The organism is Nocardioides caldifontis (assembly GCF_008087345.1).
GTDB lineage: Bacteria > Actinomycetota > Actinomycetes > Propionibacteriales > Nocardioidaceae > Marmoricola_A > Marmoricola_A caldifontis.
Genome location: NZ_ML701737.1, coordinates 213,332 through 238,220 on the forward strand (window position 1 = coordinate 213,332; position 24,889 = coordinate 238,220).

A 24,889-nucleotide genomic window follows, 5' to 3' on the forward strand; every position below is an offset into this window, starting at 1 on the left:
TCGCGCGCCACGAGGGGCGGCTCAACGCCACCCTCGCGCGCCACGAGGGGCGGCTCGACCGGGAGCCGCCCCTCGCGTGGCGTCAGTACGGGAGGAGCCCCAGCCCCGGGTGGAGCTCACCGCCGAGCCGCTGCTCGAAGTGGCCGACCCAGAGCCCCGCGGAGGTCGGGTAGAGGTCGTAGGCGCCGCGGCCGCCCTCGAGCCCCTTGGTCGGGTTCCAGGTGCGGATCGCCCGCCCGGTGTTGACGTCGATCGCCCCGAGCCCCTGGGCCCGCGCGGCGCCCGGCCCCATGGTGTTGCGCCCCTCGGGGTTGTCGAGCCAGCGGAAGTGGCCGCCGAGGAAGACCGCCTTGTCGGTGACCGCGACCGAGTGGATCGTGTCGCCGCCGGTCATCTGGATCCAGGCCGGCCGCTGGTTGGGCGCGTCGACGGGCGCCCACCGGGTCGCGGTGTCGCAGAAGGTGTTGGTGATCGCGCCGCCGGTGTTGCCGACGACGAAGAAGCTCCCGTCCGGCGACCAGTCGACGTCGCGGGTGTACCACTGCATCCCGCGGATGCAGTTGCGGTTCCAGGTGGTGGAGTACCACGGGCTCACGGTGGCCGAGCTGGACCCCAGGTTGATCATCGCGACCTGGCGGCGGGCCTGGCCGCCGACCGAGGTGAACGACCCGATGATCACCATCCGGGTCTGCTGCGGGTTGACCGCGAACCGGTAGACCCGGGTCGTCCAGGTCGTCTGGGAATCGGAGGTCTGCCCGGAGACCTGGACGTTGTTGAGGTAGCTGGTCCGAGCGCCGGTGTTCGGGTCGACCGCCACGATGCCGCCGTTCCAGTTGCCGGCGACGAAGAGCCGGTTGCCGACCAGCTGCAGGTCGCTGACCCGGCCCGTGGCGACCGGGAAGGCGAAGCCGGGGACGACGGTGTTGGTCGTCAGGTCGAACTTCACGACGTTGTTGGCGGAGCGGCCGCCGAAGGAGCCGAAGTCGCCGCCGATGTACAGGTACCGCCCGTCCGGGGTCGGCTCGATCGCGTAGACGTCGCCGTTCGCCGACAGGTTCGGGATGTTGAGCACCGCGCCCGTGGTCGCGTCGAACGCGAAGATGTTCATCCGCGAGTACGTCGGGCTCCCGCTCGGCCCCGTCACGGTGCGGATCCGGCCGCCGGCGTACATCGTGCCGCCGACCTGCCGCAGCTCGTAGACCCCCGCGTCGGAGGCCCCGGCGCCGTCGATGACCCGCGGTGTCCAGTCGACGGGGTTGGTCCGAGGGATGCTCGGGATCACCGTCCCCGCCTGTGCCGGCAGCGCGACGGAGCCCAGCCCCGCCGCCAACGTGGCCGTCATCAGCGCGGTCGCCAACCGGCGCCCCCTGCCCCGACGACGCGTAGAAGTCCCCCAGCCGTTCCCCGCCATTGCAGCCCCCAACCATCCCCAGTGGTGAAGCCGCCATCTTGCGAGACCGCGCTGGGCACCTTCCAGGGACTAACGGCCCCGCCGCGCCTTCCGCTTGACCTCGACGGCACCCATCAGGGCGACCCCCTTGACGCGCACGACGGGACCGTCGGGGGACGGCGCCTCGTCGACCTTGGAGCGACCTTCCTCGTAGGCGCCCATGATCCCGATGCCGTCGACCACGACCTGCATCTCGGGGGCGACCCACACCTCCACCCCGCCCATGAGCGCGTGGGCGTTGATCGTCGTGTGCCCCGCGGTGAAGCGGGCCTCGCGCAGGTCGAGGACGACCGAGCCCATCACCGCGAACGCCGTGTGCGTCGCCTCCACCTCCCACACCCCGGAGCGCCGGGTCTCCGACATCAGCGCGAAGGACGAGGAGTACGCGCGGGCCGGGACCGGAGGCCGCGCGGCCGGCCGGGGCTGGAGCGCCTGGCCGGTCCCCGACCCGGGCAGATCGGCGGTCAGCGGCACCAGCTCGGCGTAGGTCTTCGCCGCGTAGGTGGCCTCGAGCCGCTCCTCGAGCTCGTCGAGGTCGAGCCGCCCCTCACCTGCGGCGTGGCGGAGGAGGTCGGCGACCGCGTGGCGCTCCTGGTCGGAGACCCGCAGCCGGCTCGGGTCGGCGGGGAGGTCGTCCATGTGTCCCAGCCTAGGGGCGGGCGGCGGGGGCGGCCGGGACGGACGGCAAGATGGGGCGCATGACCGCCGTGGAGTACGTCGAGGTCGCGCGAGCGACCTCCGAGCGCGGTGAGGTCGTCCTGCGGGAGCGCCGGGACCCCGACGCGCCCGAGGGCTCGACCACCGTCCTGGAGCTCCGGGTCAACGGCGTCTTCGTGATGGACAACTGCGAGACGAGCAGCGAGGTGGCGCTCGCCGAGGCGGCGCTCTCCGTCGTGGACGAGCCGCGCTCGGTGCTGGTCGGCGGGCTCGGGCTCGGGTTCACCGCCCACGAGGTGCTGGCCGACCACCGCGTCGAGCACCTGGTGGTCGCCGAGCTCGAGGAGGCGCTCGTCGGGTGGTTCCGGGACGGCACCATCCCGCACGGCCAGGCGTTCCTCGCCGACGACCGGCTGTCGATCGCGGTCGTCGACGTGCGCCAGGTCGTGGCCGAGGCGGCCGAGGAGAGCTTCGACCTCGTGCTGCTCGACGTCGACAACGGTCCGGACTTCCTCGTGCACGAGGGCAACGCCGAGCTCTACGGCCCGGAGTTCCTGGCCGCGGTCCACCGCTGCCTCCGGCCCGGCGGAGCCGTCGCCGTGTGGTCGTCGACCCGGGCCCCTGGTCTCGAGCGGGCCATGACCGAGGTCTACGCCGGCTGCGCGACCCGGGAGTGCCCGGTGGTCCTCCAGGGCCGCGAGGACACCTACTTCTTGTACACAGGACAACGACGAAGGGACGAAGGATGACCGAGGACCAGTGGCGCGTCGAGCGTGACAGCATGGGTGAGGTCCGGGTGCCCAAGGACGCCCTCTGGCGGGCCCAGACCCAGCGGGCCGTCGAGAACTTCCCGATCAGCGGCGCCCGGCTCGAGGCCGACCACGTGCAGGCGCTGGCCCTGGTGAAGGCGGCGGCCGCCCGGGTGAACGGCCGGCTCGGGGTGGTCGACCAGGCACGCGCCGACGCGATCGCGGCCGCGGCGCTCGAGGTCGCCGAGGGGCAGCACGCCGACGCGTTCCCCGTCGACGTCTTCCAGACCGGCTCGGGCACCAGCTCCAACATGAACATGAACGAGGTGCTCGCCACCCTGGCGACCCGGGCCGGCACGGAGTCCCACCCGAACGACCACGTCAACGCCAGCCAGTCGAGCAACGACACCTTCCCGACGTCGATCCACGTGGCCGCCGTACGGTCGGTCGACGCGCAGCTCCTCCCCGCGCTCGAGCACCTCGCCGAGGCCCTCGAGGCGAAGGCCGAGGAGTTCAAGGACACCGTCAAGGCGGGGCGCACCCACCTGATGGATGCGACCCCGGTGATGCTCGGCCAGGAGTTCTCCGGCTACGCCGCCATCGTGCGCCTCGGGATCGAGCGGGTCCGCAGCGCGCTGCCCCGCGTCGCGGCCCTGCCGCTCGGCGGCACCGCGGTCGGCACCGGCATCAACACCCCGCCCGGCTTCTCCGCCGCGGTCATCGAGGAGCTCGCCTCGATCACCGGGCTGCCGTTCACCGAGGCCGAGAACCACTTCGAGGCGCAGGGCGGCCGGGACGCGCTCGTCGAGCTGTCGGGCCAGCTGCGCACCTACGCGGTCGGGCTGACGAAGATCTGCAACGACCTGCGCTGGATGGGTTCGGGGCCGCTGACCGGGCTCGCCGAGGTGAACCTCCCCGACCTGCAGCCCGGGTCGAGCATCATGCCGGGCAAGGTGAACCCGGTCCTCCCGGAGGCGACCCTGATGGTCTGCGCCCAGGTGATCGGCAACGACGTCGCGATCACGACCGCGGGCGCGTCGGGCACCTTCGAGCTCAACGTGATGATGCCGGTGATGGCCCGCAACCTGCTGGAGTCGATCCGGCTGCTGGGCAACGCCTCGCGGGTGCTGGCCGACCGGTGCGTCGCGGGGATCACCGCGAACACCGAGCGGATGCTCCGCTACGCCGAGTCCTCCCCCTCGGTCGTGACGCCGCTGAACCGCTACATCGGCTACGAGAACGCCGCGGCGATCGCCAAGAAGGCGGTCAAGGAGGAGAAGACGATCCGCGAGGTCGTCCTCGAGGAGGGGTACGTCGAGCGTGGCGAGCTCACCGAGGAGCAGCTCGACCAGGCCCTCGACGTCCGGCGGATGACCTACCCCTGACCGACCGCACCCTCGCCCATCCGGTGCAGATGGGCTCTCCCCGGCCCACCGGGGAGCCCATCTGCACGGCATGAGGGCCGGCCACGACCCGGCCGGGCCGTCAGTACCAGCCGTTGGCCTGCGAGTGCGACCAGGCGCTGCACGGGGTGCCGTAGCGGTCCTGGATGTACCCGAGACCCCAGCGGATCTGGGTGGCCGGGTTGTCGGCCCAGTCGGCGCCGGCGGAGGCCATCTTCTCGCCCGGAAGCGCCTGCGGGATGCCGTACGCCGACGACGTCGGGTTGTCGGCGTGCACGTTCCAGCCGCTCTCCTTGACCCACAGCGAGTCGAGGCAGTCGAACTCGCCGGCGGAGAAGCCGAACTCCGGCAGCATCGCCTGGGCGATCTGCCGCGGGTCGCCGCTGGCGACGTCCTTGCTCTTGGTGACCTGGCCGCCGGAACGGGTCTCCTGGTCCAGCTGGCGGAGCTTGGCCGGGTCGGCGGCGGCCCGGCCCTCGCCGCGCGACTGCTCGTCGGCGTTCGAGGCGGCGCGGGAGGCGCTGCGCGAGACGCCCTGCTCGCGCGAGGCGAGCTCGGCGGCGGTGCCGGCGTCCATCGCGGCGCTGTCGGAGGCCTCCGCGACCAGGGCGGCGACGGTGTCCTGACCGGCCTCGGAGCTCGCAGCCACCCCGGTGGCGATCGTTCCGCCGGTGGCGGCAGCGGCGACACCGGCGATCACCAGGTGACGCTTCACGAGGCTGTCCAGCACGGACAGCCGGGAGCGCCGGTGGGAGGCGCGGTGACGGGGCTCGGCTCGGGTCTCGGGACGGGACTCGGGTCGGGGCACGGAAAGGCTCACAGACGTCGACGACAAGGACTGTCGCCCCGTCCGGACCCGAACGAGGCGACATCTCCAACATCGGCAACTTGCTAGCCGGATGCAAACCCACGGCGTGTGAAGTGCCCCTCGTGACCCGCTTCACGCCGTACGACGGTCGCGTCGCCGGTCGGTCGGGGATCCCGCGCCACGGGATCCCCGACCGGTCCAGACCGGTCAGACCGTGACGCTCTCCAGCAGGTCGGTGACGAGCGCGGCGATCGGCGAGCGCTCCGACCTCGTGAGCGTGACATGGCCGAACAACGGGTGCCCCTTGAGCCGCTCGACGACCGCGACGACCCCGTCGTGGCGCCCCACCCGCAGGTTGTCCCGCTGGGCGACGTCGTGGGTGAGCACCACCTTGGAGTTCGCGCCGATCCGGGAGAGCACGGTGAGCAGCACGTTGCGCTCGAGCGACTGCGCCTCGTCGACGATCACGAAGGCGTCGTGGAGCGACCGGCCGCGGATGTGGGTCAGCGGCAGCACCTCGAGCATCCCGCGGTCGAGCACCTCCTCGATCACGTCGCGCGAGGTGAGCGCGCCGAGGGTGTCGAAGACCGCCTGTGCCCAGGGCGACATCTTGTCGTTCTCCGACCCGGGCAGGTAGCCGAGCTCCTGGCCGCCGACGGGGTAGAGCGGCCGGAAGACCACGACCTTCTTGTGCTGGCGCCGCTCGAGGACCGCCTCCAGCCCCGCGCAGAGCGCGAGCGCCGACTTCCCGGTGCCGGCCCGGCCGCCGAGCGAGACGATGCCGACGTCGGGGTCGAGCAGCAGGTCGATCGCGATCCGCTGCTCGGCCGAGCGCCCGTGCAACCCGAAGACGTCACGGTCGCCGCGGACCAGCTGCACCTGCTTGTCGGGACGCACCCGGGCCAGGGCGCTGCCTCGCTCGGAGAGCAGCCGGAGCCCGGTGTGGCACGGCAGCTCGCGGGCCGGCTCGAGGTCCAGCCGGCCCTCGTCGTACAGCACGTCGAGCTCGGCTGCGGCCACGTCGAGCTCGACCATCCCGGTCCACCCGGACTCGGGGGCGAGCTCGGCGCGGTACTCCTCCGCCTCCAGCCCCACCGCGGACGCCTTGATCCGCAGCGGCAGGTCCTTGGAGACCAGGGTGACCTCGGCGCCCTCGTCGGCGAGGTTCTTCGCGACCGCGAGGATCCGGGTGTCGTTGTCGCCGAGCCGGAACCCGGACGGCAGCGTCTGGGTGTCGATGTGGTTGAGCTCGACGCGCAGCGTGCCCCCGAGCTCGCCGATCGGGACCGGCTCGTCGAGGCGGCCGTGGCGGACCCGGAGGTCGTCGAGGCGGCGGAGCGCGGCGCGGGCGAAGAACCCCAGCTCGGGGTGGTGGCGTTTCGCCTCGAGCTCGGTGATGACGACGACCGGGAGGACCACCTCGTGCTCCTCGAACCGGCCGAGGGCGGCCGGGTCGGCGAGCAGGACGCTCGTGTCGAGCACGTAGGTCCTCGTGCCGCTGGTGCGCTGGTCCGTGTGCAGGGCCATGCTGCGCTCCTCAGGGACCGGCACGCGCACTCAGCGTCCCGGTCCGGTTGCTAGTGCCGGAACCGGGACCGGGCCCAGAAGTCCGAGTGCGGACCCCCGGATGGTGCTGGGTCGTGACCTGTCACGAACGGGCCTCCCGTCGCGGCGGGCTTCCCCACCCACCGCTGTCACGACGGTAAGCCTCGATCGCGCCTCGCGTCGGCAGACACGCGAAGAGCGGCCGGACAGGTCGCTCAGACCCCGAAGCGGCGCTGGCGCAGGGCGTAGTCGCGCAGCGCGCGGAGGAAGTCCACGCGGCGGAAGTCGGGCCAGTAGGCCTCGCAGAAGTAGAACTCGCTGTGCGCGGACTGCCAGAGCAGGAACCCGCCGAGCCGCTGCTCGCCCGAGGTGCGGATCACCAGGTCGGGGTCGGGCTGCCCCTTGGTGTAGAGGTGGTCGGCGATGTGCTCGACGTCGAGGCTGCCGGCGAGCTCCTCGAGGCTGGTGCCTTCCTGGGCGTGGTGCTGGAGGAGGGCGCGCACGGCGTCGGTGATCTCGCGGCGACCGCCGTACCCGACGGCGACGTTCACCCAGACCCCCTCCACCCCGCGGGTGACCGCCGCGGCCTCCTTCAGCGCGCGGGCGGTGCTGTCGGGGAGCAGGTCGAGGGCGCCGACGGGGTTGATCCGCCAGCGACCGTCGGCGGCGAGCTCGCCGACGACCTCCTCGATGATCCGCAGCAGCGGGTCGAGCTCCTCGCGCGGGCGGTTCAGGTTGTCGGTGGAGAGCAGCCACAGGGTGACCACCTCGATGCCGAGCTCGTCGCACCACTCGAGGAACGGCGAGATGTTCGCCGCGCCCGCCCGGTGGCCGGCGGCGGTGTCCGCGCCGACGGCCCGGGCCCAGCGGCGGTTGCCGTCGAGCATGACGCCGACGTGCTGCGGCAGCCCCTGCTCGGGCAGGCGGCGGACCAGGCGGGCCTCGTAGAGCGGGTACAGCACCCGCCGGGCCGCCTGCTTCGCCTTCAGGGTCACCGAGCTCACAGGTTGAGGTTACGGCTCCGTCGGTACCGTGAGGGCATGAATGGGGACCACGGTGCTGCCCACGTCCGGCGCAACGCTTCCCAGTCAGCCCAGGCCGCCGCCCAGGCAGCCGGCCACGCCGCTTCGCACGCCGCCGAGCACCTCGGCGACCAGCTCGCCGAGGCCTTCGTCGAGGTCAAGCCGAAGCTCCGGGGCTGGTTGCACGCGATCACCTCACCGCTGACGCTCGCCGCCGGCATCGTCCTGATCGTGCTCTCGCCGACGACGGCCACCCGCATCGGGAGCACGGTCTTCACGATCTCGGCGCTGCTGCTGTTCACCGTGTCGGGGATCTACCACCGCGGCACCTGGAGCCCGCGGACCTGGATGTTCCTGCGGCGCTTCGACCACGCCAACATCTTCCTGCTCATCGCCGGCAGCTACACGCCGTTCACGTTGCTGATGGTCGAGGGGGCGACGCGCACGCTGCTGCTCTCGATCGTCTGGGGCGGGGCGACCGCTGGGGTCTTCTTCCGGGTCTTCTGGCCCGACGCGCCGCGCTGGCTCTACACCCCGCTCTACGTGCTCCTCGGGTGGGCGGCGATCTTCTTCGCCGACGAGTTCGTCGGCAGCGGGCAGACCGCCGTGCTGGTGCTCACGATCGTCGGCGGCGCGCTCTACACGGTGGGCGGCCTCGTCTACGGCTTCCGCAAGCCGGACCCGTTCCCGTCGTGGTTCGGGTTCCACGAGGTGTTCCACACGCTGACGATCGCGGCGTTCGTCACCCACTACGTGGGCATCTCGATCGCGACCTACTCGCTGCGCTGAGCGGGCTCCAGACGAGCGGAGGACGACCTGCGCGCCCCTCGCGCAAGGTTCCCGAACCGTGCCGGTTCTTCCTTTACGGGACCTATGGACCGGGGTCCGGCACCCGGCCTACCGTGGTCGGCAACCGAAAGGTCGTCCGATCGGAGGTGCTGATTACGTGACACCACGCAGGTCACACCATGAGCCCGAAGGGCCCTGAGAACCGAGGAGAACGACCGACGGAGGGAAGGCCGCGTGCCTTCCCTTCGTCATGTCCGGAGCCCGCCCCGGCAGTCATCGCCCGGAAAGCTGCCGCCGCAGCTCGGCCGGGTCGCTCACCGGCCGCTCGCAGACCAGCTGCCGGCAGACGTACGCCGCCGCCCGCCCGTCCGCCAGCCCTCGCCCCTCCAGCAGGGGTACGACGGCCGCCGGCCCCGGCTCCCCGGCCACCACGACCGACCCCGGCAGCGCCGAGCGTCGGGCCACCGCGAGCAGCTCGTCCCGGAGCGGGTCACCCGCCTCCCCCACGACCGCCACCTCGACCGGGCCCCCGAGCGCCGCCTCCGCCGCGGCCAGGGACCAGCCGGCGAACCGGGGAGCGCGCTCGGCCAGGGTCCGCACCGACCGCAGCGCCGCCTCTGCCGCCGAGCGGTGCCGCCCGCTGCCGGTGAGCGCCGCCCAGGTGAGCAGCGCGTGCACGGTCGCGGACAGCCCGGACGGGCTGGCGTTGTCCGACGGGTCGCGCGGCCGGGCCACCAGCGCCTCGGCGTCGGCCGCGGTGTCGAAGAAGCCGCCGTCGTCGGCCGTGAACCGCTCGAGCGCCCCGTCGAGAAGCCTTCCCGCGGCGTCGAACCACCGACGCTCGCCGGTCGCCTGGCCGAGCGCCAGCAGCCCGGAGGCGACGCAGCCGTGGTCCTCGAGGACGGCGGCATGCCGCCCCGCCCGGCCGTCCCGGGACACCCGGAGGAACCGGTCCCCGTCGAGGTGCACGTCGAGCAGCAGCTGCGCGGCACGTGCGGCGGCGTCGACGTACTCCGTGGCGCCGAGCAGGGTGCCGGCCTCGGCGAGCGACCCGATGGCCAGCCCGTTCCAGGCCGCGACCACCTTGTCGTCACGGGCGGGCCGGGTGCGGGCCGCCCGGGCCTCGAGCAACGAGCGACGGACCCGCTCCCACCGCTCCGGGTCGTCGGGGTCGGAGCGCAGCTGGAGCGTCGAGGCACCCTCCTCGAAGGTCCCCTCCGCCGTCACGCCGAGCAGCCCGGCCACCCACGCGCCGTCGTCCTCGCCGAGCACGTCGTGCAGCTGTGCGGGGGTCCAGACGTAGAACCGTCCCTCCACCCCCTCGGTGTCCGCGTCCAGCGCGGAGGCGAAGCCGCCCCCCGGCGTGCCGAGCTCGTCGAGGAGGAACCGCGCGGTCTCGTGCGCCACCCGCCGGCCCAGCGCGCTGTCGGTGCGCGCACCCCAGCGGGCGTAGACCCCGAGCAGCTGGGCGTTGTCGTAGAGCATCTTCTCGAAGTGCGGCACGACCCACCCGGCGTCGACGCTGTAGCGGGCGAAGCCGCCGCCGAGCTGGTCGTACATGCCGCCGCGGGCCATCGCCTCGAGGGTCCCGTGCAGCATCCCCGAGGCGTTGGGAGACCGGGTCCGTGCGGCGTGCCGGAGGAGGAACTCGAGCACCATCGTCGGCGGGAACTTCGGCGCACCCCCGAACCCGCCCGCGGAGGCGTCGTACTCCCGGGCGAGGGTGCGGACCGCGCCCTTCAGCGCCTCGTCGTCGAGGTCGTCCCCGGCCTCCATGGCCAGCCCGGACCGCAGGTGCTCGCGGACGTCCGCGGCGACCGCGGCCACCTCGCCGCGCCGGTCCCGCCAGGCGTCGGAGAGCGCGACGAGCACGTCCCGGAACGCGGGCTGGCCGTGGCGCGGCTCGTCGGGGAAGTAGGTGCCGCAGAAGAACGGCTCGCCGTCCGGCGTCGTGACGACGGTCATCGGCCAGCCGCCGTGGCCGGTCATCGCGGTCGTCGCCTGCATGTAGACCGCGTCGACGTCGGGCCGCTCCTCCCGGTCGACCTTGACGTTGACGAACCGCTCGTTCATCAGCGCCGCGGTCGCCGGGTCCTCGAAGGACTCGTGCGCCATCACGTGGCACCAGTGGCAGGCGGCGTAGCCCACTGACAGCAAGACAGGTTTGTCGAGCTCCCTCGCCTCGACGAACGGCTCCTCCGACCACTCCCACCAGTCGACCGGGTTGTCCTTGTGCTGCAGGAGGTACGGCGAGGTGGCGTGCGCGAGACGGTTCACCCGAGCAGTCTTCCCACCTCAGGCCAGGGAGAGAAACAGCTTCTCCATCTTCTTGACGTCGACGCTGTCGGGACCGTCCCCGTTGACGAGGCACTTCTGGAGGCCGGTGGCGACGATCGCGAACCCGGCCCGGTCCAGCGCACGGGACACCGCGGCGAGCTGGGTCACGACGTCCTCGCAGTCGCGCCCCTCCTCGAGCATCCGCAGGACGCCGTCGAGCTGCCCGCGGGCGCGCTTGATCCGGTTGATCGCCGAGGTCATCTCGGCCGGGTCGAGCTCCATACGTCCTCCTCGATGGCGACGTCGTCAAGATACCCCCCAGGGTACTGCTATGCTCATACTTATACCCTCCGGGGTATAGGAACTTCAGGGAGGATGGACCATGCGCAACCTTGCGATCCTCACGATCGACACCCCGTCCCTCGGCGACCGCAGCTACGTCGTCCACGACGGCGAGGTCGCCTTCGTGGTCGACCCGCAGCGCGACATCGACCGGGTCCTCGACCTGTTCGAGAAGCACGGGGTGCGGTTGACCGACGTGTTCGAGACACACATCCACAACGACTACGTCACCGGCGGGCTGGCGCTGGCCGAGCGCACCGGCGCGACGTACCGCGTCAACGCCGACGACCAGGTCTCCTTCGACCGCACCCCCGTCCGGGACGGCGAAACCATCGAGGTGGGGCCGCGGATGCGGCTCACCGCGCTGTCGACCCCCGGCCACACGTTCACCCACCTCTCCTACGCCCTGACCGACGCCACCACCGGCGAGCAGCTCGCGGTCTTCTCCGGCGGCTCCCTGCTGTACGGCGCCACCGGCCGGCCGGACCTGCTGGGCGAGGAGCACACCCACGCGCTGGTGCGTCACCAGCACGCCTCGGCCCACAAGCTCGCCGAGCTGCTGCCCGACGAGGCCGAGGTGTTCCCGACGCACGGCTTCGGCTCGTTCTGCGCCGCCACCCAGTCCGATGCCACCGAGTCCACGATCGGCCAGGAGAAGCAGTCCAACCCGGCGCTCACCCAGGACGAGGAGACCTACGTCCGCGAGCTCCTCGACGGGCTCGGCGCGTTCCCCGCCTACTACGCCCACATGGGCCCCGCGAACGCCGCCGGGCCCTCCGAGCCCGACCTGAGCGTGCCCACCGAGGCTGACGCGGGTGAGCTGCGCCGGCGTATCGAGGCCGGCGAGTGGGTCGTCGACCTGCGCAACCGCACCGCGTTCGCCGCCGGCCACGCGCCCGGCACCCTGAACTTCGGGCTCGACGGCGCGTTCGCCACCTACCTGGGCTGGCTCATCACTTGGGGCACCCCGGTCACCCTGCTCGGCGAGACCGCCGAGGACGTCGCCGAGGCCCAGCGCGAGCTGGTCCGCATCGGCATCGACCGGCCGGCCGCGCACGCCACCGGCGGCCCCGAGGACTGGTCCGACCGCGACCTCGCGTCCTTCCCGACCGGCACCTTCGCCGATCTCGAGCAGGTCCGTCGCCACCGGCCGGTCGTCGTCCTCGACGTGCGACGAGCCGACGAGCACGACAAGGCGCGCATCAAGGGCGCGGTGAACATCCCGATCCACGAGCTGCCGAACCGGGTCGAGGAGGTTCCCGAGGGCGAGCTGTGGGTGCACTGCGCCAGCGGATACCGCGCCAGCGTCGCCGCCTCGATCCTCGACGCCGCAGGCGGCCGGAAGCTGGTCGCGATCGACGACAGCTTCGCGAACGCCGAGAAGGTCGGGCTGCACCTGGTCGGCCCCGAGGCGTGACCCTGCTCGTCGCCGTGCCGCTGGAGCAGGCCGCCGGCACCTCCCTGGTCGTCATCACGCTGACCAGCGCCGCGGCCCTGGTCGTGCGGTCCGGCGTGGGCGCCGCCCCCGAGCGGCCCCCTGTCCTGGCTCTCACCGCCGCCCGCGCCCTGCCTGCGCTGGCCTGAACGCTGCACCACCCGAAGGAGAACCACCATGTGCCGAGCAACGACCTGCCGAACCTGCGGCAAGACCACCTGGGCCGGCTGCGGCCAGCACGTCGCGCACGTCAGGTCAGCCGTCCCGGCCGGCCAGTGGTGCGAGGGACACCCGGAGGGCGAGCGCGCCGGCTGGCTCGGCAGGCTCCTCCGTCGCTGACGGGAGCCCGCGGGGCGGGCGTGATGCCCACCACGACGGCTCCGTGAGGCGCCGGTGACCGGGGCTGGTGCGTGGCAGAGTTGGGCGGTCCACGCCGCGAACGGAGCCCACGCTTGTCCACCGCCACCCCGGCGCCCAGCCCCTCCCCCACCACCCCCGACGCGGCGCCACCGGGGCACACCGTGCGCGCCGCCCTGCGCTCGCCCGCGATGCTGCGCACCGAGGTCCTCGCCGGGCTGGTCGTCGCCCTCGCGCTCATCCCCGAGGCGATCTCGTTCTCGATCATCGCCGGGGTCGACCCCCGGGTCGGGCTGTTCGCCTCGTTCACGATGGCCGTCTCGATCGCGTTCCTCGGCGGCCGGCCGGCGATGATCTCCGCGGCGACCGGGGCGATCGCCCTCGTCGTGGCGCCCGTCGTGCGCGACCACGGCTACGACCACCTCGTGGCCACCGTGCTCCTCGGCGGGGTGATCCAGGTGGTGCTCGGCGTGGCCGGCGTCGCCCGGCTGATGCGGTTCATCCCGCGCTCGGTGATGGTCGGGTTCGTCAACTCGCTGGCCGTGCTGATCTTCGTCGCCCAGCTGCCGCACCTCGTCGACGTGCCGTTCCTCGTCTACCCGATGGTCGCCGCCGGGATCCTGGTGATCGTCGCGCTCCCCCGGTTCACCCGTGCCGTCCCCGCGCCGCTGGTCGCGATCGTCGCGCTCACCGCCCTCACCGTGCTCGGCTCGCTCACCGTGCCGGACGTCGGCGAGGAAGGCGAGCTGCCGGACAGCCTGCCCTCGCTTCTCCTCCCCGACGTGCCGCTCACCTGGGAGACGCTCGAGGTGATCGCGCCGTACGCACTGGCGATGGCGCTGGTGGGACTGCTGGAGTCGCTGCTGACCGCGAAGCTCGTCGACGACATCACCGACACCCACTCCGACAAGACCCGCGAGGCGTGCGGCCAGGGCGCCGCCAACGTCGTCACGGGGCTCTTCGGCGGCATGGGCGGCTGCGCGATGATCGGCCAGACGATGATCAACGTGAAGGCCTCGGGCGCCCGCACCCGGATCTCCACCTTCCTCGCCGGCGTCTTCCTGCTGGTGCTCGTCGTCGGGCTCGGCGACGTCGTCGCGGTCATCCCGATGGCGGCGCTCGTCGCGGTGATGGTCATGGTCGCCGTCGGCACCTTCGACTGGCACTCGGTCCGCCCCTCCACCCTGCGCCGGATGCCGCGGTCGGAGACGACGGTCATGCTCACGACGCTGGTGGTCACCGTGGCGACCAGCAACCTCGCGATCGGCGTGGTGTGCGGGGTGCTCGTCGCGATGACCCTCTTCGCGCGCCGGGTCGCGCACCTCACCCGCACCCACCGCGAGCTCGTGACGGAGGACGACGGCTCGACGACGGCGGTCTACCGGGTCACCGGCGAGCTGTTCTTCGCCTCCAGCAACGACCTCTACACCCAGTTCGAGTACGCCGCCGACCCGCCGCGCGTCGTCGTCGACCTGTCGTCGTCGCACGTCTGGGACGCGTCGTCGGTCGCCGCGCTCGACGCGATCACCACCAAGTACGCCCGCAAGGGGAAGACCGTCGAGATCGTCGGGCTCGACCCGCACAGCGCCGAGCGCCACGGACGGCTCAGCGGCGAGCTGCCCTGACCCTGGTCCGCCGACGGCCTCACCTCGGGACGCACCGATGCCCGCCACCAGGGAGGGGTGACGGGCATCGGTCAGAGGCGGCGGGGGAGGTTCCGCCTGGTCAACGGCTCAGCTGCGGGTCCAGAGCTTCAGCGAGGTGACGCCCACCTCGGTGCTGGACCAGCTCGAGGCCGGGTTCGGGACGACCTTGGTCGAGGCGCCCTGGCCGATCTGCAGGGTGATCCGGGGGTACCAGGTGCGGTCCTTGACCTCCATGATCCGGTTCCACCAGCCCTTGTCGGCCGCGGCGAAGGTGCTGATCTTGCGGCCGTCGATCCAGACCGTGATCGAGCCCGGGACCTTCTCCACCGTGTAGGTGTGCTCGGCGTTCGGGTCGAACCACGAGTGGTTCTTGAGGATCAGCGGCTTCTTGATCGAGTCCTGCGTGGCGCCGTACTCGTTGTGCATGGTCACCGCGACGCGCTTCTGGTCGCCGGTCCACATGCCGCCCATCCACTCCATGACGTCGATCTCGCCGTCGGAGGCGTTGTTCGGACGGAACCACAGCAGGCAGGGCCAGATGCCGGAGGCGTCCTCGAACGTGCCGGTCACCTCGGCGCGGAAGTAGTTCGGGACCACGAGGTTGCCGGACTTGCCGACGATCTCACCGGAGGTGTACGGCCGGCTGTAGCCGGACTCCCGCTTGCCGAGGATCTTGAGCCCACCCGACCCGGCGGTGACGTTCTTCGCCATGTTGATCGAGTTGTCGTTGGACTGGGTCTGGTTGTTGTAGACCGTCCAGCCGCTCAGGTTCCCGAACGTCGTGGAGTAGCTGAGCTCCCAGCCCTCCGGCGCCTCACCGGCGGGCTTGCCCGGGGCCGGAGCCGGCTCAGGCGCGGGCTCCGGAGTCGGCGTCGGAGTCGGCGTCGGAGTCGGCGTCGGAGTCGGCGTCGGAGTCGGCGTCGGAGTCGGCGTCGGAGTCGGCGTCGGAGTCGGGGTCGGAGTCGGCGTCGGGGTCGGAGTCGGGGTCGGCTTGGGGGCCGGCGCCGGCGCGACCGGCGTGGTGAGCGGCATCGCGTAGACGGGGCTCTTCTTCCCCTCCGTGCCGACCAGCACCTTGGCGCCGGTGCGGTCCACCTCGACCGACTCGACGGCCTTGAGCGCCGTCGGGTTCGCCAGCGTGCGAGGGGTGGCGCCGAAGCCGGAGTACACGTAGGTGGTGCTCTGCGTGGCGAGCGCGAAGGTCGTCCCGTCCGGGGCGAACGACGCGGCGGTCACGTCGGCGGGCGCGGTGCCCACCTTGGTGAGGGCGTTGTCCTTACCGGCGACCAGCTTGGTCGGCGCGGCGTAGATCGCGGCGCCCTTGGCGCGCTTGGTGACGACGTAGAGGCGGCCGGTGGTCGGGTGGACCATCAGCGCCTCGGCGTGCTGGGCGCCGTCGGGGTAGCGGAGGTTGAACCGTGTGGCGGCGACCGAGCCGTTGGCGAGCTTCTGGGGCTCGGTGAAGCGGTAGGCGCTCACGGTCTTGCGGCTGTCCTTGTCGTTGCCGAGGTCACCGATCCAGAGCGTGTGGCCGGGGCCGCTGGAGATGTCCTCCCAGTCGGTGGCGCTCGCGCCCTCGAGCTTCAGCACCGCGTCGGTCTTGCCGTCGGCGCCCACGGCGAACACGCGGGCGGAGTCGCCGCTGTCGTTGTGGGTGAAGACGACGTCACGCGCATAGGTGCTGCGGGCGAGGCCGCTGGACTCGGTGATGCGGGTGTCGCTGAGGACGCGGTCGATCTCGGCGGCCGAGGTCGCGCCCTGCGCGGCACCGGCGGCCAGGGGGGTCACGACGGCGACCGAGGCGACAGCGGCGGTCAGACGTGCAGAAGTGGTGGTCAAGACTGTCTCCCAACAGCTTTCGCGGATTTCGCAGGCCGTCCCAGGGCGGCGCACCCCCCGTGCACCCGAAGGTCCCGGGACCAAGGTCCTGCTCGATACATAAACCGTTGTCGGGTTCATCCGAGGAGGACTTGAGTGACCGCGGTCACTCCGGACAAATCGGACCGGATCGGCCGGCGCCCACGAGCCGCGGTTGAGGGAATGCGGCAGGGGGCAACGCTCGTTGGAGAAGGTGCACGCCCGGAACCGACGAGAGGACGCCCCCGTGGCCACCGTCACGCTGACCGCATCGGACTTCGAGAAGACCGTTCTCGACAACGACATCGTCCTGGTGGACTTCTGGGCCTCCTGGTGCGGCCCGTGCCGCCAGTTCGCCCCCACCTACGAGAAGGCGTCGGAGGCGCACTCCGACATCGTGTTCGGCAAGGTCGACACCGAGGCCGAGCAGAGCCTGGCCGCCGCGGCGAACATCACCTCGATCCCGACGCTGATGGCCTTCCGCGAGGGGATCCTCGTCTTCTCCCAGCCCGGCGCCCTCCCGCCGCAGGCGCTCGAGCAGGTCGTCGGCGCGGTCCGCGCCCTCGACATGGACAAGGTCAAGGCGCAGGTCGCGGAGTTCGAGGCCGAGGAGCGCCGCGCCTCGGGCGAGACCGCCTGACGCCGCCACGCCCGTGGACGCCGACGCCTGGGACGCCAGGTACGCCGCGTCGGACCAGGTCTGGTCCCGCGGCCCCAACCAGTTCGTCGAGGCCGAGCTGGCCGACCTCCCACCCGGGGCGGCCCTCGACGTCGCGTGCGGCGAGGGGCGCAACGCCCTCTGGCTCGCGCAGCGCGGGTGGGACGTCACCGCCCTCGACTTCTCCGCGGTCGCCGTCGAGCGCGGCCGCCGGCTGGCCGGTGACCTCCCGGTCGCGTGGGTGGTCGGCGACGCCCTGACCGTCGAGCTCCCGGAGGTCGACCTCGTGGTGCTCGCCTACCTCCAGCTCGCCGAGGACGAGCGCCGCACCGCCGTACGCCGGAGCTTCGCGGCGCTCCGACCCGGAGGCACGTTCTTCCTGGTCGCCCACGACTCGACGAACCTCACCGAGGGCACCGGTGGGCCGCAGGACCCTGCGGTGCTCTACACCGCCGACGACGTGCTCGCCGACCTGGCCGGGGAGCCGTTCGACGTGGTGCGCGCCGGGCGCGTGGCCCGCGTCGTCCCCGCCGACGACGACCACGGCGGCGAGGCGGACCGCACCGCCTGGGACGCCCTGGTCCGGCTGGTCCGGCGCTGAGGCACCTGCGCGCCGGTCTGGACGACCAGCCACAGGGCATCATCGGGACATGGCGCCGACCGCTCCCCTTCCGGACCTCCGCACCCGGCTCGGCCAGGCGCTGTTCCTGCGCGTCGCCGGCCCCGAGGGGCCGAAACGGGCCGAGCGGATCCACGGCCGCGAGGGCGAGCGGTGGTTCCCCTCCGGGAGCGCGATCCAGCGGGTCCACGGCGACGCCTCGATGTTCGTCGGCGGCCTCCGGGCGCTGATGCTGCAGGCGCTCCACCCGGCGGCGATGACGGCGGTCGCCGAGCACTCCGGCTACCGCGGCGACATGTGGGGCCGGCTGGCCCGGACCAGCACCTTCCTGGCCACGACCACCTTCGGCACCGCGGACGACGCCCAGGCCGCCGTCGACGCCGTACGCCGGATCCACGACTCGATCACCGGCACGATGCCCGACGGCTCGCCCTACCGCGCCTCCGACCCCCACCTGCTGCGGTGGGTGCACGTCGCCGAGATCGACAGCTTCCTCACCGCCCACCGCACCTACGGCCTCGAGCCGCTCGACCAGGCCGGCCGGGACGAGTACGTCGCCCAGACCGGTCAGGTCGCCGAGCGGCTCGGCGCGGTCGACGTGCCGACGACCGAGGCAGAGCTGCGGGAGGCGCTGGCGGTGTACCGCCCGGAGCTGCGCGGCACCGACCACGCGCGCGAGGCGGTCCGGTTCCTGCTCCTCCACCCCGACCTGCCGCTCGCGGCGCGACCGCCCTACCTGGTGATCGCGTCCGCGGCGATCGGGCTGATGCCGGTCTGGACCCGCCGCGAGCTGCGGCTGCCGTGGCTGCCGGTCACCGAGCGCACCACGGTCCGGGCGCTCGGCCACGTGGCCACCGGCACGATCCGGTGGGCGATGACGCCGCGGACCGCCTGACCCCGACTGTCCGACCTCTGCGGGCGTCAGCCGCGGCCGTCGGTCCCCTCGGGCTCCGACCGGCCCTCGGGACCGTCCTCCTCGAAGCGGATCTTGCGGAACTGGCGCCGCATGCTCAGCCACAGCAGCACGGTGATCACGATCAGCCCGAGGATCACCAGAGCGCCGACCCACCCCGGGGTGAGGTTCTCCTCGACCTCGGGGTCGAGCTCGTCGGAGAGCACCACGGACAGGTGCACGGGCAGGTGGAGCAGCGGGCTCATCGTTCCCTCGTCGTCGGGTGGTCGCGGATCCCCGCGAACAGGTCGTCCTCGGGCAGCTCGACCTCCACGAGGCTGCGGGCCAGCTCGTAGTCCTCGGTCGGCCACGCCTGCTGGTGCACCTCGAGCGGCACCGCGAACCAGCGCCCGTCCGGGTCGATCTGGGTGGCGTGCGCGATCAGCGCCCGGTCGCGCACCGGGAAGTACTCCGCGCAGGGCACCCGGGTGGTCACCCGGGCGTCGTGGGCCGGGTCGGGCTTCCACTCCGCGAGCCACTCGGCGTAGGGCGACTCCAGGCCGCGCTCGATCATCGCGTCGTGGAGCGCCTGGGTGCGCTCGCGGTGGAACCCGTGGTGGTAGTAGAGCTTGAGCGGCTGCCAGGGCTCCCCCGCGTCCGGGTAGCGCTCGGGGTCGCCGGCGGCCTCGAACGCCGCGACGGTGACCTTGTGGCACATGACGTGGTCGGGGTGCGGGTAGCCGCCGTTCTCGTCGTAGGTGGTCACCACCTGCGGCTTGAACGACCGGATCAGCCGCACCAGCGGCTCGGCGGCCACCTCGACAGGGACGGTCGCGAAGCACCCCTCCGGCAGTGGCGGCGGTGGGTCGCCCTCGGGGAACCCGGAGTCGACGAACCCGAGCCAGTCCTGGCTCACCCCGAGGATCTCGCGCGCCGCGTCCATCTCCTTGCGGCGGATCTCGGCGATGTTCTCGAGCACGTCCGGCCGGTCCATCTTGGGGTTGAGGATCGACCCGCGCTCCCCGCCCGTGCAGGTCACCACGTGGACGTCGACGCCCTCGGCGACGTACTTCGCCGTGCTGGCGGCGCCCTTGCTGGACTCGTCGTCGGGGTGCGCGTGCACGTGCATGAGACGCAAGGGCGACGGCATGGGGCCATCCTAGGTTCCCGCCTAGGATGGCCGCGTGACCGACCTCGACGACCTCACGCAGCGCTACGGCGGACGCCGCAGCGTCGGGGTCCGCGTGGTGGCCCTGCTGCTGGTCGCCGGGCTGGTCGCCGGCGCCGCGACCTACCTGGTCTGGGTGCTCACCGACCGGTTCGACGTCGAGGCGCAGGGCGACGTCGCGACGTACGACGTGCGCAGCGACCACCTGACCGTGGCGACGCTCGAGGTGGTGCGCGAGAGCACCTCGACCGAGGCGTCCTGCACGGTCTCGGCGCTGTCGAGCGACGGCGGCGTGGTGGGCGAGGTCACCGTCCCGGTCACCGACGGGCCGGTCCGCCAGACGGTGGAGGTGGAGATCCGCACCGAACGGCGGGCCACGACGGTGACCACCGAGGGGTGCACCTCACCCGGCCAACCCCGGGCCCGCACGTGACGACCTGACGCGTTCCCACCCGTCCGGTAGTCTTGACCACTTGGCCTGACCATGCCCCGGTGCCGCACGGCTCCGGGGCGTTACCCCGTCCGACCACAGGAGCATCGAAGTGACCCAGTCCCAAGAGCACGACGTCATCTGGCTGACCCAGGAGGCATTCGACAAGCTCCAGGACGAGCTCGAGCACCTGCGAGGCCCGGTCCGCGAGGAGATCGTGGCCCGGATCAGCGCTGCCCGCGACGAGGGCGACCTCAAGGAGAACGGCGGCTACCACGCCGCCCGCGAGGAGCAGGGCAAGGCCGAGGCCAGGATCCGCCAGCTCGAGGACATGCTGCGTCGCGCGCGGGTCGGCGAGACCCCGGCCGACGACGGCGTCGTCGAGCCCGGGATGATCGTGACCGTCCGCTTCGCGGGCGACGACGAGACCGAGGAGTTCCTCCTGGGCGCCCGCGAGATGGCGGACATGCGCCCCGACCTGCAGGTCTACTCCCCGCAGTCGCCGATGGGCTCCGCGATCATCGGCAGCAAGCGCGGCGACACCGTCGACTTCACCGCGCCCACCGGCAAGCAGCTCAAGGTGGAGATCGTCGAGGCGGTCCCCTTCCAGGGGTGACCCCCTGACCGGCCGCGCTCAGCGGCGCTGGCGGACCGGGTACCCCCGGGTGCGCAGGTGCTCGAGCACCTGCTCGGCGTGCTCGGGGCTCCGGGTCTCCACCTGCAGCGCCACCTCCACCTCGTCGAGGTGGAGGGCGGCCGAGGTGCGCCGGTGCACGACGTCGAGCACGTTGGCACCGGCGTCCGCGATCTCGGTGAGCAGCCGGGCGAGCCCGCCGGGCCGGTCCGGGATGCGGGCGCGGAAGTCCAGGTAGCGGCCGGCGGCCGCCATGCCGTGGCGCATCACGTTCATCAGCAGGATCGGGTCGATGTTGCCGCCGGAGAGCACCACGACGGCCGGTGTGGTGAAGCGCTGCGGGTGGTCCATCATCGCGGCCACCCCGGCGGCGCCGGCCGGCTCGACGACGAGCTTCGCGCGCTCGACGAGCATCAGCAGCGCCTTGGAGAGCGACTCCTCGCTGACCGTGAGGAACTCGTCCACGTGGGCGCGGACAGCGGCGAACGGCACGTCCCCCGGACGCCCGACCGCGATGCCGTCGGCGATCGTGCTCATCGCGTCGAGCGCGTGCGGCGCACCCTTCTCCAGGGAGATCGGCCACGCCGCCGCGCCGGCCGCCTGCACGCCGACGACGTGCACGTCGGGCCGCTCGCGCTTCACCGCGGTCGCGATCCCGGCGAGCAGCCCGCCTCCCCCGGCCGGGACGATCACCGTGCGGACCTCGGGGCACTGCTCGAGGATCTCGACCCCGCAGGTGGCCTGGCCGGCCACGATGTCCGGGTGGTCGAACGGGTGCACCAGGACCGCGCCGGTCTCCTCGGCGTACCTCCGGGCCTGGACGAGCCCCTCGTCGATCGTGGTGCCGACGAACTCCACCTCGGCGCCGTAGGCCCGGGTGGCCTTCTCCTTCACGATCGGCGCGCCCTGCGGCATGTAGACGCGTGACCGGATCCCGAGGAGCTGGGCGGCGAGCGCGACGCCCTGGGCGTGGTTGCCGGCGCTCGCCGCGACGACGCCCCTGGCGCGCTCCTCGTCGGAGAGCCGGGACATCCGGGTGTAGGCCCCGCGGATCTTGAAGGAGCCGGCGCGCTGCAGGTTCTCGGTCTTGAGCAGCACCGGGCCGCCGGCGACCAGCGAGAGCCACCGGGACTCCTCGACCGGCGTGCGGATCGCGACCCCCTCGAGGAGCCGCTGGGCGTCCGCCACGTCCTCGGCGCTCGGGCCGACCTCGCTGCTCATCCCCGCAGCGTAAGGCCTGCTGCGGCGCTCAGGCGGGCTGCTGACCGGCCACGATCGCCTCGCGGACCGCCTCGCGGAGCTCGACGAACCGGGGCAGCGCCCGGAGGTGGTCGGGTGCGGCCCGCTCGCCGTTCTCGGTGAGGACCGCCGACTCGTCGAGGACGATCCGCCCCGGCCGGGGGCTCATCACCAGCACCCGGGAGCCCAGGAAGACCGCCTCGTCGACGCTGTGGGTGATGAAGAGGACCGTCTTGCCGGTGGCCCGCCAGATCTCCAGCAGCTCCTCCTGGAGCCGCTCGCGGGTCAGCGCGTCCAGCGCCCCGAACGGTTCGTCCATGAGGACGATGTCGGGGTCGTTGGCGAGCACCCGCGCGATCTGGCACCGCTGCTGCATGCCCCCGGAGAGCTCGTAGGGGCGGTGGTCGGCGAAGTCGGTGAGCCCGACGAGCTCGAGGTGCTGGCGCGTCCGCTCCTCGCGCTCGGCCTTGTCCACCTTGCGCAGCCGGAGCCCGAGCTCGACGTTGCGACGCACCGAGAGCCACGGGAAGAGCGTGGCCTGCTGGAAGACCACCCCGCGCTCCTCCGACGGGCCGCGGACCGGCTCGCCAGCGACGCTCACGGTGCCCTCCGAGGGACGCATGAACCCCGCCAGGAGCCGGAGCAGCGTGGTCTTCCCGCATCCGGACGGCCCGGCGAGCGTCACGAACTCGCCGGGCTCGATCGTCAGGTCGATCCGGTCGAGCGCCGGGACCTCGGCACCACCCACGACGAAGTGGTGGCTCAGCCCGGCGATCTCGACCGGTTGCCGGTGCGGTGTGCGTACGGCGTCCGCCATGACGTGGCTACTCCGAGGCCCGGCGCGCGGGGCCGGCGTCGACGTGCTCGGCGTACTCCTCGGGGGTGCCGACCTTGGTGATCCCGCCCTGGTCGAGCAGGAACTTCGCGGTGGTCAGCATGTCCTCGGCCAGCTTGCCGCCGAGGTAGTCCTGCCCGGCCTGCTCCTCGGCGGTCAGGTAGGTCAACCCCTCGAACTGCGCCCTGGCCGCGTCGGGCTCGATGCCGAGCACGACCGCGACGGACTCCGCGGCGGCGTCCGGGTCGTCGGCGATCATCTTGACCGCGTGGTCCTGGAGCTTCGCCCACATCGTCATGAACTCCTCGTTCTCCGCCGCGAAGGTGCGGTCGACGGTGCCGAGGTCGAAGGTCGGGCGGCCCGCCTCCGCGGTGTCCTCGCTCGACAGGATCCGCGTCCCGCCGTCGTCGAGGAGCTGGCTCTGGGTCGGGTCCCAGACCCAGGCGGCGTCGATCTGGTCGCCCTGCCACGCGCCTGGCATCTTCTCCGGTGCGAGGTTGATGATCTTCACGTCCTTGTTCGGGTCGATCCCCTCCTCGATGAGCGCCTGGAGCAGCGAGTAGTGCGCGGTGCTGCTGAACGGGACCGCGATCTTCCCGCCCTTCAGCTGGCTGATCTCCGTGACGTTCTCGTCCTTGACCACCAACGACTCGGCGTCGCCGATCACGTCGTGGATCCAGACGACCGCGAGGTCCACGTCGCGCACCTTCGGCTCGGAGGAGGCGATGGTGGCCGGAGAGGAGCCCATCAGCCCCAGGTCCACGTCACCCCCGCCGTAGTACTCCACGACGTCACCGCCGGACGCAGCCTGCACCCACTCGATCTTCGCGTTCGGCATGCACGCCTCGAGGAGACCGAGGTCCTTCACGACCAGGTCGCCGTTGGGGATCGGCTGCCATGCGATGCGGGCCGTGGTCTCGATCGACTCGTCCGGCTCGAACGGGCAGTCGCTGTCCGCGGCGGTCGTCGACTCGCGACCGGACTCGACGCAGCTGCTGAGCACGCCTGCGAGCGAGACGGCGGCAGCGCCGGCCAGGACGCGCTTCAGGGTGGGGTTCACAGGTTCTCCTTCGTGCGCTGACGCGCGGTCGACTGCGGGGTCGGGGTCGGTCGGTGGAGGGCGCTCACGCCTTGCCGCGCCAGGGGACGAGGGCTCGTTCGAGGTACTTCAGCCCGAGGTCGAGCGCGATGGCCGCGAAGCCGATCACGATGATGCAGGCGATCACCAGGTCGGTCCGGAGCTGACCACCGGCGAGGTAGGCGAGGCCGCCGATGCCGGGGATGCCGTTGTCGATCTCGGCGGCGACCACCGTCGTCCACGCGAAGCCGACGCCGACCCGGAGCCCGGTCAGGACCTCGGGCAGCGTGGACGGCAGCACCACCGTGGTGAGCGTCTGGCGGCGGGAGGCGCCGAGGGTGAGGACCGCGTTGACCTGGTCCTCGCGCACCCCCTTCACCCCCGAGATGGTGGCGACCGCGATCGGCGGGAACGCCGCGAGGAAGAGCAGCCAGATCTTGGAGGTGTCGCCGATGCCGAACCAGGCGATGAGGAGCCCGACGTAGGCGAGCGGCGGCAGGGAGCGGACGAAGTTGAGGTAGGGCTCGAGGAGCACACCCAGCCAGGTCGTCCCCATCAGCAGCCCCAGCGGGACGCCGACGACGACGCCGGCCGCGACACCGATCGCGATCCGCTGCAGGCTGGCGACCAGGTGCTCCCAGAGGTAGTAGTTCTGCTCACCGCGGACGATCCGGTCGGACCCCTCGCTCACCGGGTGGTCCGTGTTGGCGGTGACGAAGGCGTCCCAGACCGCCCCGGGCGACGGCAGGTAGAGCGGCCGGACCAGCTCCAGCCGCGTCACCAGCCACCAGACCAGGATCAGCCCGACCAGCGACGCCGTGTGCAGCCCGAGCCGGCGGAGCCGCTGCGCCCGCTTGGCGCGCCGCTCCAGCGCGGCCGCGCCGTTGCCGCCGGTGGGCTGCGGCGCGCGGCCCCCCGCGGTCGTGCCGGCGCCCGTGTCGACGCTCGTGTCGGTCATCGGTTCCCTCGGCTCCCTGTTGTCGGGTGCATCAAACCACA

At 72.4% G+C, this 24,889-nt stretch carries 25 protein-coding genes; 11 read left to right on the top strand and 14 right to left on the bottom strand.

Annotated features, from left to right (window positions below; translation table 11 throughout):
- Positions 1 to 82 precede the first annotated feature (82 nt).
- On the bottom strand, positions 83 to 1,357 hold the full coding sequence (locus FIP57_RS06765; protein ID WP_148572767.1) for a YncE family protein: 1,275 nt from the start codon (positions 1,355 to 1,357) through the stop codon (positions 83 to 85).
- A 123-nt stretch (positions 1,358 to 1,480) separates the two neighbouring features.
- Positions 1,481 to 2,089: a DUF1707 SHOCT-like domain-containing protein gene (locus FIP57_RS06770; protein ID WP_148572768.1), complete on the bottom strand. Its 609-nt coding sequence runs from the start codon at positions 2,087 to 2,089 to the stop codon at positions 1,481 to 1,483.
- A gap of 59 nt (positions 2,090 to 2,148) precedes the next feature.
- Between FIP57_RS06770 and FIP57_RS06775 the strand changes: the two genes are divergently transcribed.
- Together FIP57_RS06775 and FIP57_RS06780 are read left to right on the top strand one after the other, a co-directional pair.
- The gene (locus FIP57_RS06775; RefSeq protein ID WP_148572769.1) at positions 2,149 to 2,856 is read left to right on the top strand and encodes a spermidine synthase; all 708 of its coding nucleotides are present in this window, start codon (positions 2,149 to 2,151) and stop codon (positions 2,854 to 2,856) included.
- Positions 2,853 to 4,241 (top strand): class II fumarate hydratase, encoded by a 1,389-nt coding sequence (locus FIP57_RS06780; protein ID WP_148572770.1) that lies wholly within the window; start codon positions 2,853 to 2,855, stop codon positions 4,239 to 4,241. The genes FIP57_RS06775 and FIP57_RS06780 overlap by 4 nt, the downstream gene beginning before the upstream one ends.
- 100 nt (positions 4,242 to 4,341) lie before the next feature.
- Here FIP57_RS06780 and FIP57_RS06785 read toward each other — a convergent pair whose 3' ends face one another.
- The 3 genes from FIP57_RS06785 to FIP57_RS06795 form a co-directional block, all read right to left on the bottom strand.
- Positions 4,342 to 4,974, bottom strand: a complete 633-nt coding sequence (locus FIP57_RS06785; protein WP_203231126.1) for an aggregation-promoting factor C-terminal-like domain-containing protein — start codon at positions 4,972 to 4,974, stop codon at positions 4,342 to 4,344.
- A gap of 300 nt (positions 4,975 to 5,274) precedes the next feature.
- Positions 5,275 to 6,594: a PhoH family protein gene (locus FIP57_RS06790; protein ID WP_148572771.1), complete on the bottom strand. Its 1,320-nt coding sequence runs from the start codon at positions 6,592 to 6,594 to the stop codon at positions 5,275 to 5,277.
- A 233-nt stretch (positions 6,595 to 6,827) separates the two neighbouring features.
- Complete coding sequence (locus tag FIP57_RS06795; RefSeq protein WP_148573042.1) at positions 6,828 to 7,607, bottom strand: isoprenyl transferase; 780 nt, start codon at positions 7,605 to 7,607, stop codon at positions 6,828 to 6,830.
- 45 nt (positions 7,608 to 7,652) lie between these two features.
- Here FIP57_RS06795 and trhA point away from each other — a divergent pair, with 45 nt between their 5' ends.
- On the top strand, positions 7,653 to 8,423 hold the full coding sequence (gene trhA, locus FIP57_RS06800; protein WP_148572772.1) for a PAQR family membrane homeostasis protein TrhA: 771 nt from the start codon (positions 7,653 to 7,655) through the stop codon (positions 8,421 to 8,423).
- A gap of 273 nt (positions 8,424 to 8,696) precedes the next feature.
- Here the strand turns inward: trhA and FIP57_RS06805 are convergent, their stop codons facing one another.
- Together FIP57_RS06805 and FIP57_RS06810 are read right to left on the bottom strand one after the other, a co-directional pair.
- The gene (locus tag FIP57_RS06805) at positions 8,697 to 10,700 is read right to left on the bottom strand and encodes a thioredoxin domain-containing protein (RefSeq protein ID WP_148572773.1); all 2,004 of its coding nucleotides are present in this window, start codon (positions 10,698 to 10,700) and stop codon (positions 8,697 to 8,699) included.
- Positions 10,701 to 10,718: 18 nt separating this feature from the next.
- Positions 10,719 to 10,982 (bottom strand): metal-sensitive transcriptional regulator, encoded by a 264-nt coding sequence (locus tag FIP57_RS06810; RefSeq protein WP_148572774.1) that lies wholly within the window; start codon positions 10,980 to 10,982, stop codon positions 10,719 to 10,721.
- A gap of 100 nt (positions 10,983 to 11,082) precedes the next feature.
- Between FIP57_RS06810 and FIP57_RS06815 the strand changes: the two genes are divergently transcribed.
- The 3 genes from FIP57_RS06815 to FIP57_RS06820 all read left to right on the top strand — a co-directional run bounded on the left by FIP57_RS06815 (position 11,083) and on the right by FIP57_RS06820 (position 14,459).
- On the top strand, positions 11,083 to 12,459 hold the full coding sequence (locus FIP57_RS06815) for an MBL fold metallo-hydrolase (RefSeq protein ID WP_148572775.1): 1,377 nt from the start codon (positions 11,083 to 11,085) through the stop codon (positions 12,457 to 12,459).
- Complete coding sequence (locus tag FIP57_RS23110; RefSeq protein ID WP_162529699.1) at positions 12,456 to 12,626, top strand: hypothetical protein; 171 nt, start codon at positions 12,456 to 12,458, stop codon at positions 12,624 to 12,626. Before FIP57_RS06815 ends, FIP57_RS23110 begins: the two co-directional genes overlap by 4 nt.
- A gap of 303 nt (positions 12,627 to 12,929) precedes the next feature.
- Positions 12,930 to 14,459 carry a SulP family inorganic anion transporter gene (locus FIP57_RS06820; protein WP_238993336.1) on the top strand — a complete coding sequence of 510 codons (1,530 nt, stop codon included), beginning with the start codon at positions 12,930 to 12,932 and terminating at the stop codon, positions 14,457 to 14,459.
- Positions 14,460 to 14,567: 108 nt separating this feature from the next.
- On the opposite strand, the gene FIP57_RS06825 is transcribed toward FIP57_RS06820, so the two are convergent.
- On the bottom strand, positions 14,568 to 16,319 hold the full coding sequence (locus FIP57_RS06825) for a family 16 glycosylhydrolase (RefSeq protein WP_148572776.1): 1,752 nt from the start codon (positions 16,317 to 16,319) through the stop codon (positions 14,568 to 14,570).
- A gap of 265 nt (positions 16,320 to 16,584) precedes the next feature.
- On the opposite strand from FIP57_RS06825, the gene trxA reads away from it, so the two are divergent.
- The 3 genes from trxA to FIP57_RS06840 are packed head-to-tail and all read left to right on the top strand — an operon-like array spanning position 16,585 to position 18,509.
- Entirely contained in the window at positions 16,585 to 16,977 is a 393-nt protein-coding gene (gene trxA, locus FIP57_RS06830; RefSeq protein WP_148572777.1) for a thioredoxin, read from the top strand.
- A gap of 13 nt (positions 16,978 to 16,990) precedes the next feature.
- Positions 16,991 to 17,596, top strand: coding sequence for a class I SAM-dependent methyltransferase (locus tag FIP57_RS06835; RefSeq protein ID WP_148572778.1), 606 nt, complete (start codon positions 16,991 to 16,993; stop codon positions 17,594 to 17,596).
- A 49-nt stretch (positions 17,597 to 17,645) separates the two neighbouring features.
- Entirely contained in the window at positions 17,646 to 18,509 is an 864-nt protein-coding gene (locus tag FIP57_RS06840) for an oxygenase MpaB family protein (protein WP_148572779.1), read from the top strand.
- A gap of 26 nt (positions 18,510 to 18,535) precedes the next feature.
- Here FIP57_RS06840 and FIP57_RS06845 read toward each other — a convergent pair whose 3' ends face one another.
- Complete coding sequence (locus FIP57_RS06845; protein ID WP_148572780.1) at positions 18,536 to 18,772, bottom strand: hypothetical protein; 237 nt, start codon at positions 18,770 to 18,772, stop codon at positions 18,536 to 18,538.
- Entirely contained in the window at positions 18,769 to 19,656 is an 888-nt protein-coding gene (mca, locus tag FIP57_RS06850; protein WP_148572781.1) for a mycothiol conjugate amidase Mca, read from the bottom strand. The genes FIP57_RS06845 and mca overlap by 4 nt, the downstream gene beginning before the upstream one ends.
- 34 nt (positions 19,657 to 19,690) lie before the next feature.
- On the opposite strand from mca, the gene FIP57_RS06855 reads away from it, so the two are divergent.
- Entirely contained in the window at positions 19,691 to 20,107 is a 417-nt protein-coding gene (locus FIP57_RS06855; protein WP_148572782.1) for a DUF4307 domain-containing protein, read from the top strand.
- Between the two features lie 109 nt (positions 20,108 to 20,216).
- Positions 20,217 to 20,720 carry a transcription elongation factor GreA gene (gene greA / locus FIP57_RS06860; RefSeq protein ID WP_148572783.1) on the top strand — a complete coding sequence of 168 codons (504 nt, stop codon included), beginning with the start codon at positions 20,217 to 20,219 and terminating at the stop codon, positions 20,718 to 20,720.
- Positions 20,721 to 20,738: 18 nt separating this feature from the next.
- On the opposite strand, the gene ilvA is transcribed toward greA, so the two are convergent.
- The 4 genes from ilvA to FIP57_RS06880 form a co-directional block, all read right to left on the bottom strand.
- Entirely contained in the window at positions 20,739 to 21,959 is a 1,221-nt protein-coding gene (gene ilvA / locus FIP57_RS06865; RefSeq protein ID WP_148572784.1) for a threonine ammonia-lyase, read from the bottom strand.
- A gap of 28 nt (positions 21,960 to 21,987) precedes the next feature.
- On the bottom strand, positions 21,988 to 22,794 hold the full coding sequence (locus tag FIP57_RS06870) for an ABC transporter ATP-binding protein (protein WP_148572785.1): 807 nt from the start codon (positions 22,792 to 22,794) through the stop codon (positions 21,988 to 21,990).
- Positions 22,795 to 22,801: 7 nt separating this feature from the next.
- Positions 22,802 to 23,872 carry a taurine ABC transporter substrate-binding protein gene (locus FIP57_RS06875; protein WP_148572786.1) on the bottom strand — a complete coding sequence of 357 codons (1,071 nt, stop codon included), beginning with the start codon at positions 23,870 to 23,872 and terminating at the stop codon, positions 22,802 to 22,804.
- Positions 23,873 to 23,936: 64 nt separating this feature from the next.
- A complete protein-coding gene (locus tag FIP57_RS06880) occupies positions 23,937 to 24,848 on the bottom strand; it encodes an ABC transporter permease (protein ID WP_148572787.1) in 912 nt (303 codons plus the stop codon).
- Between the last annotated feature and the right edge of the window lie 41 nt (positions 24,849 to 24,889).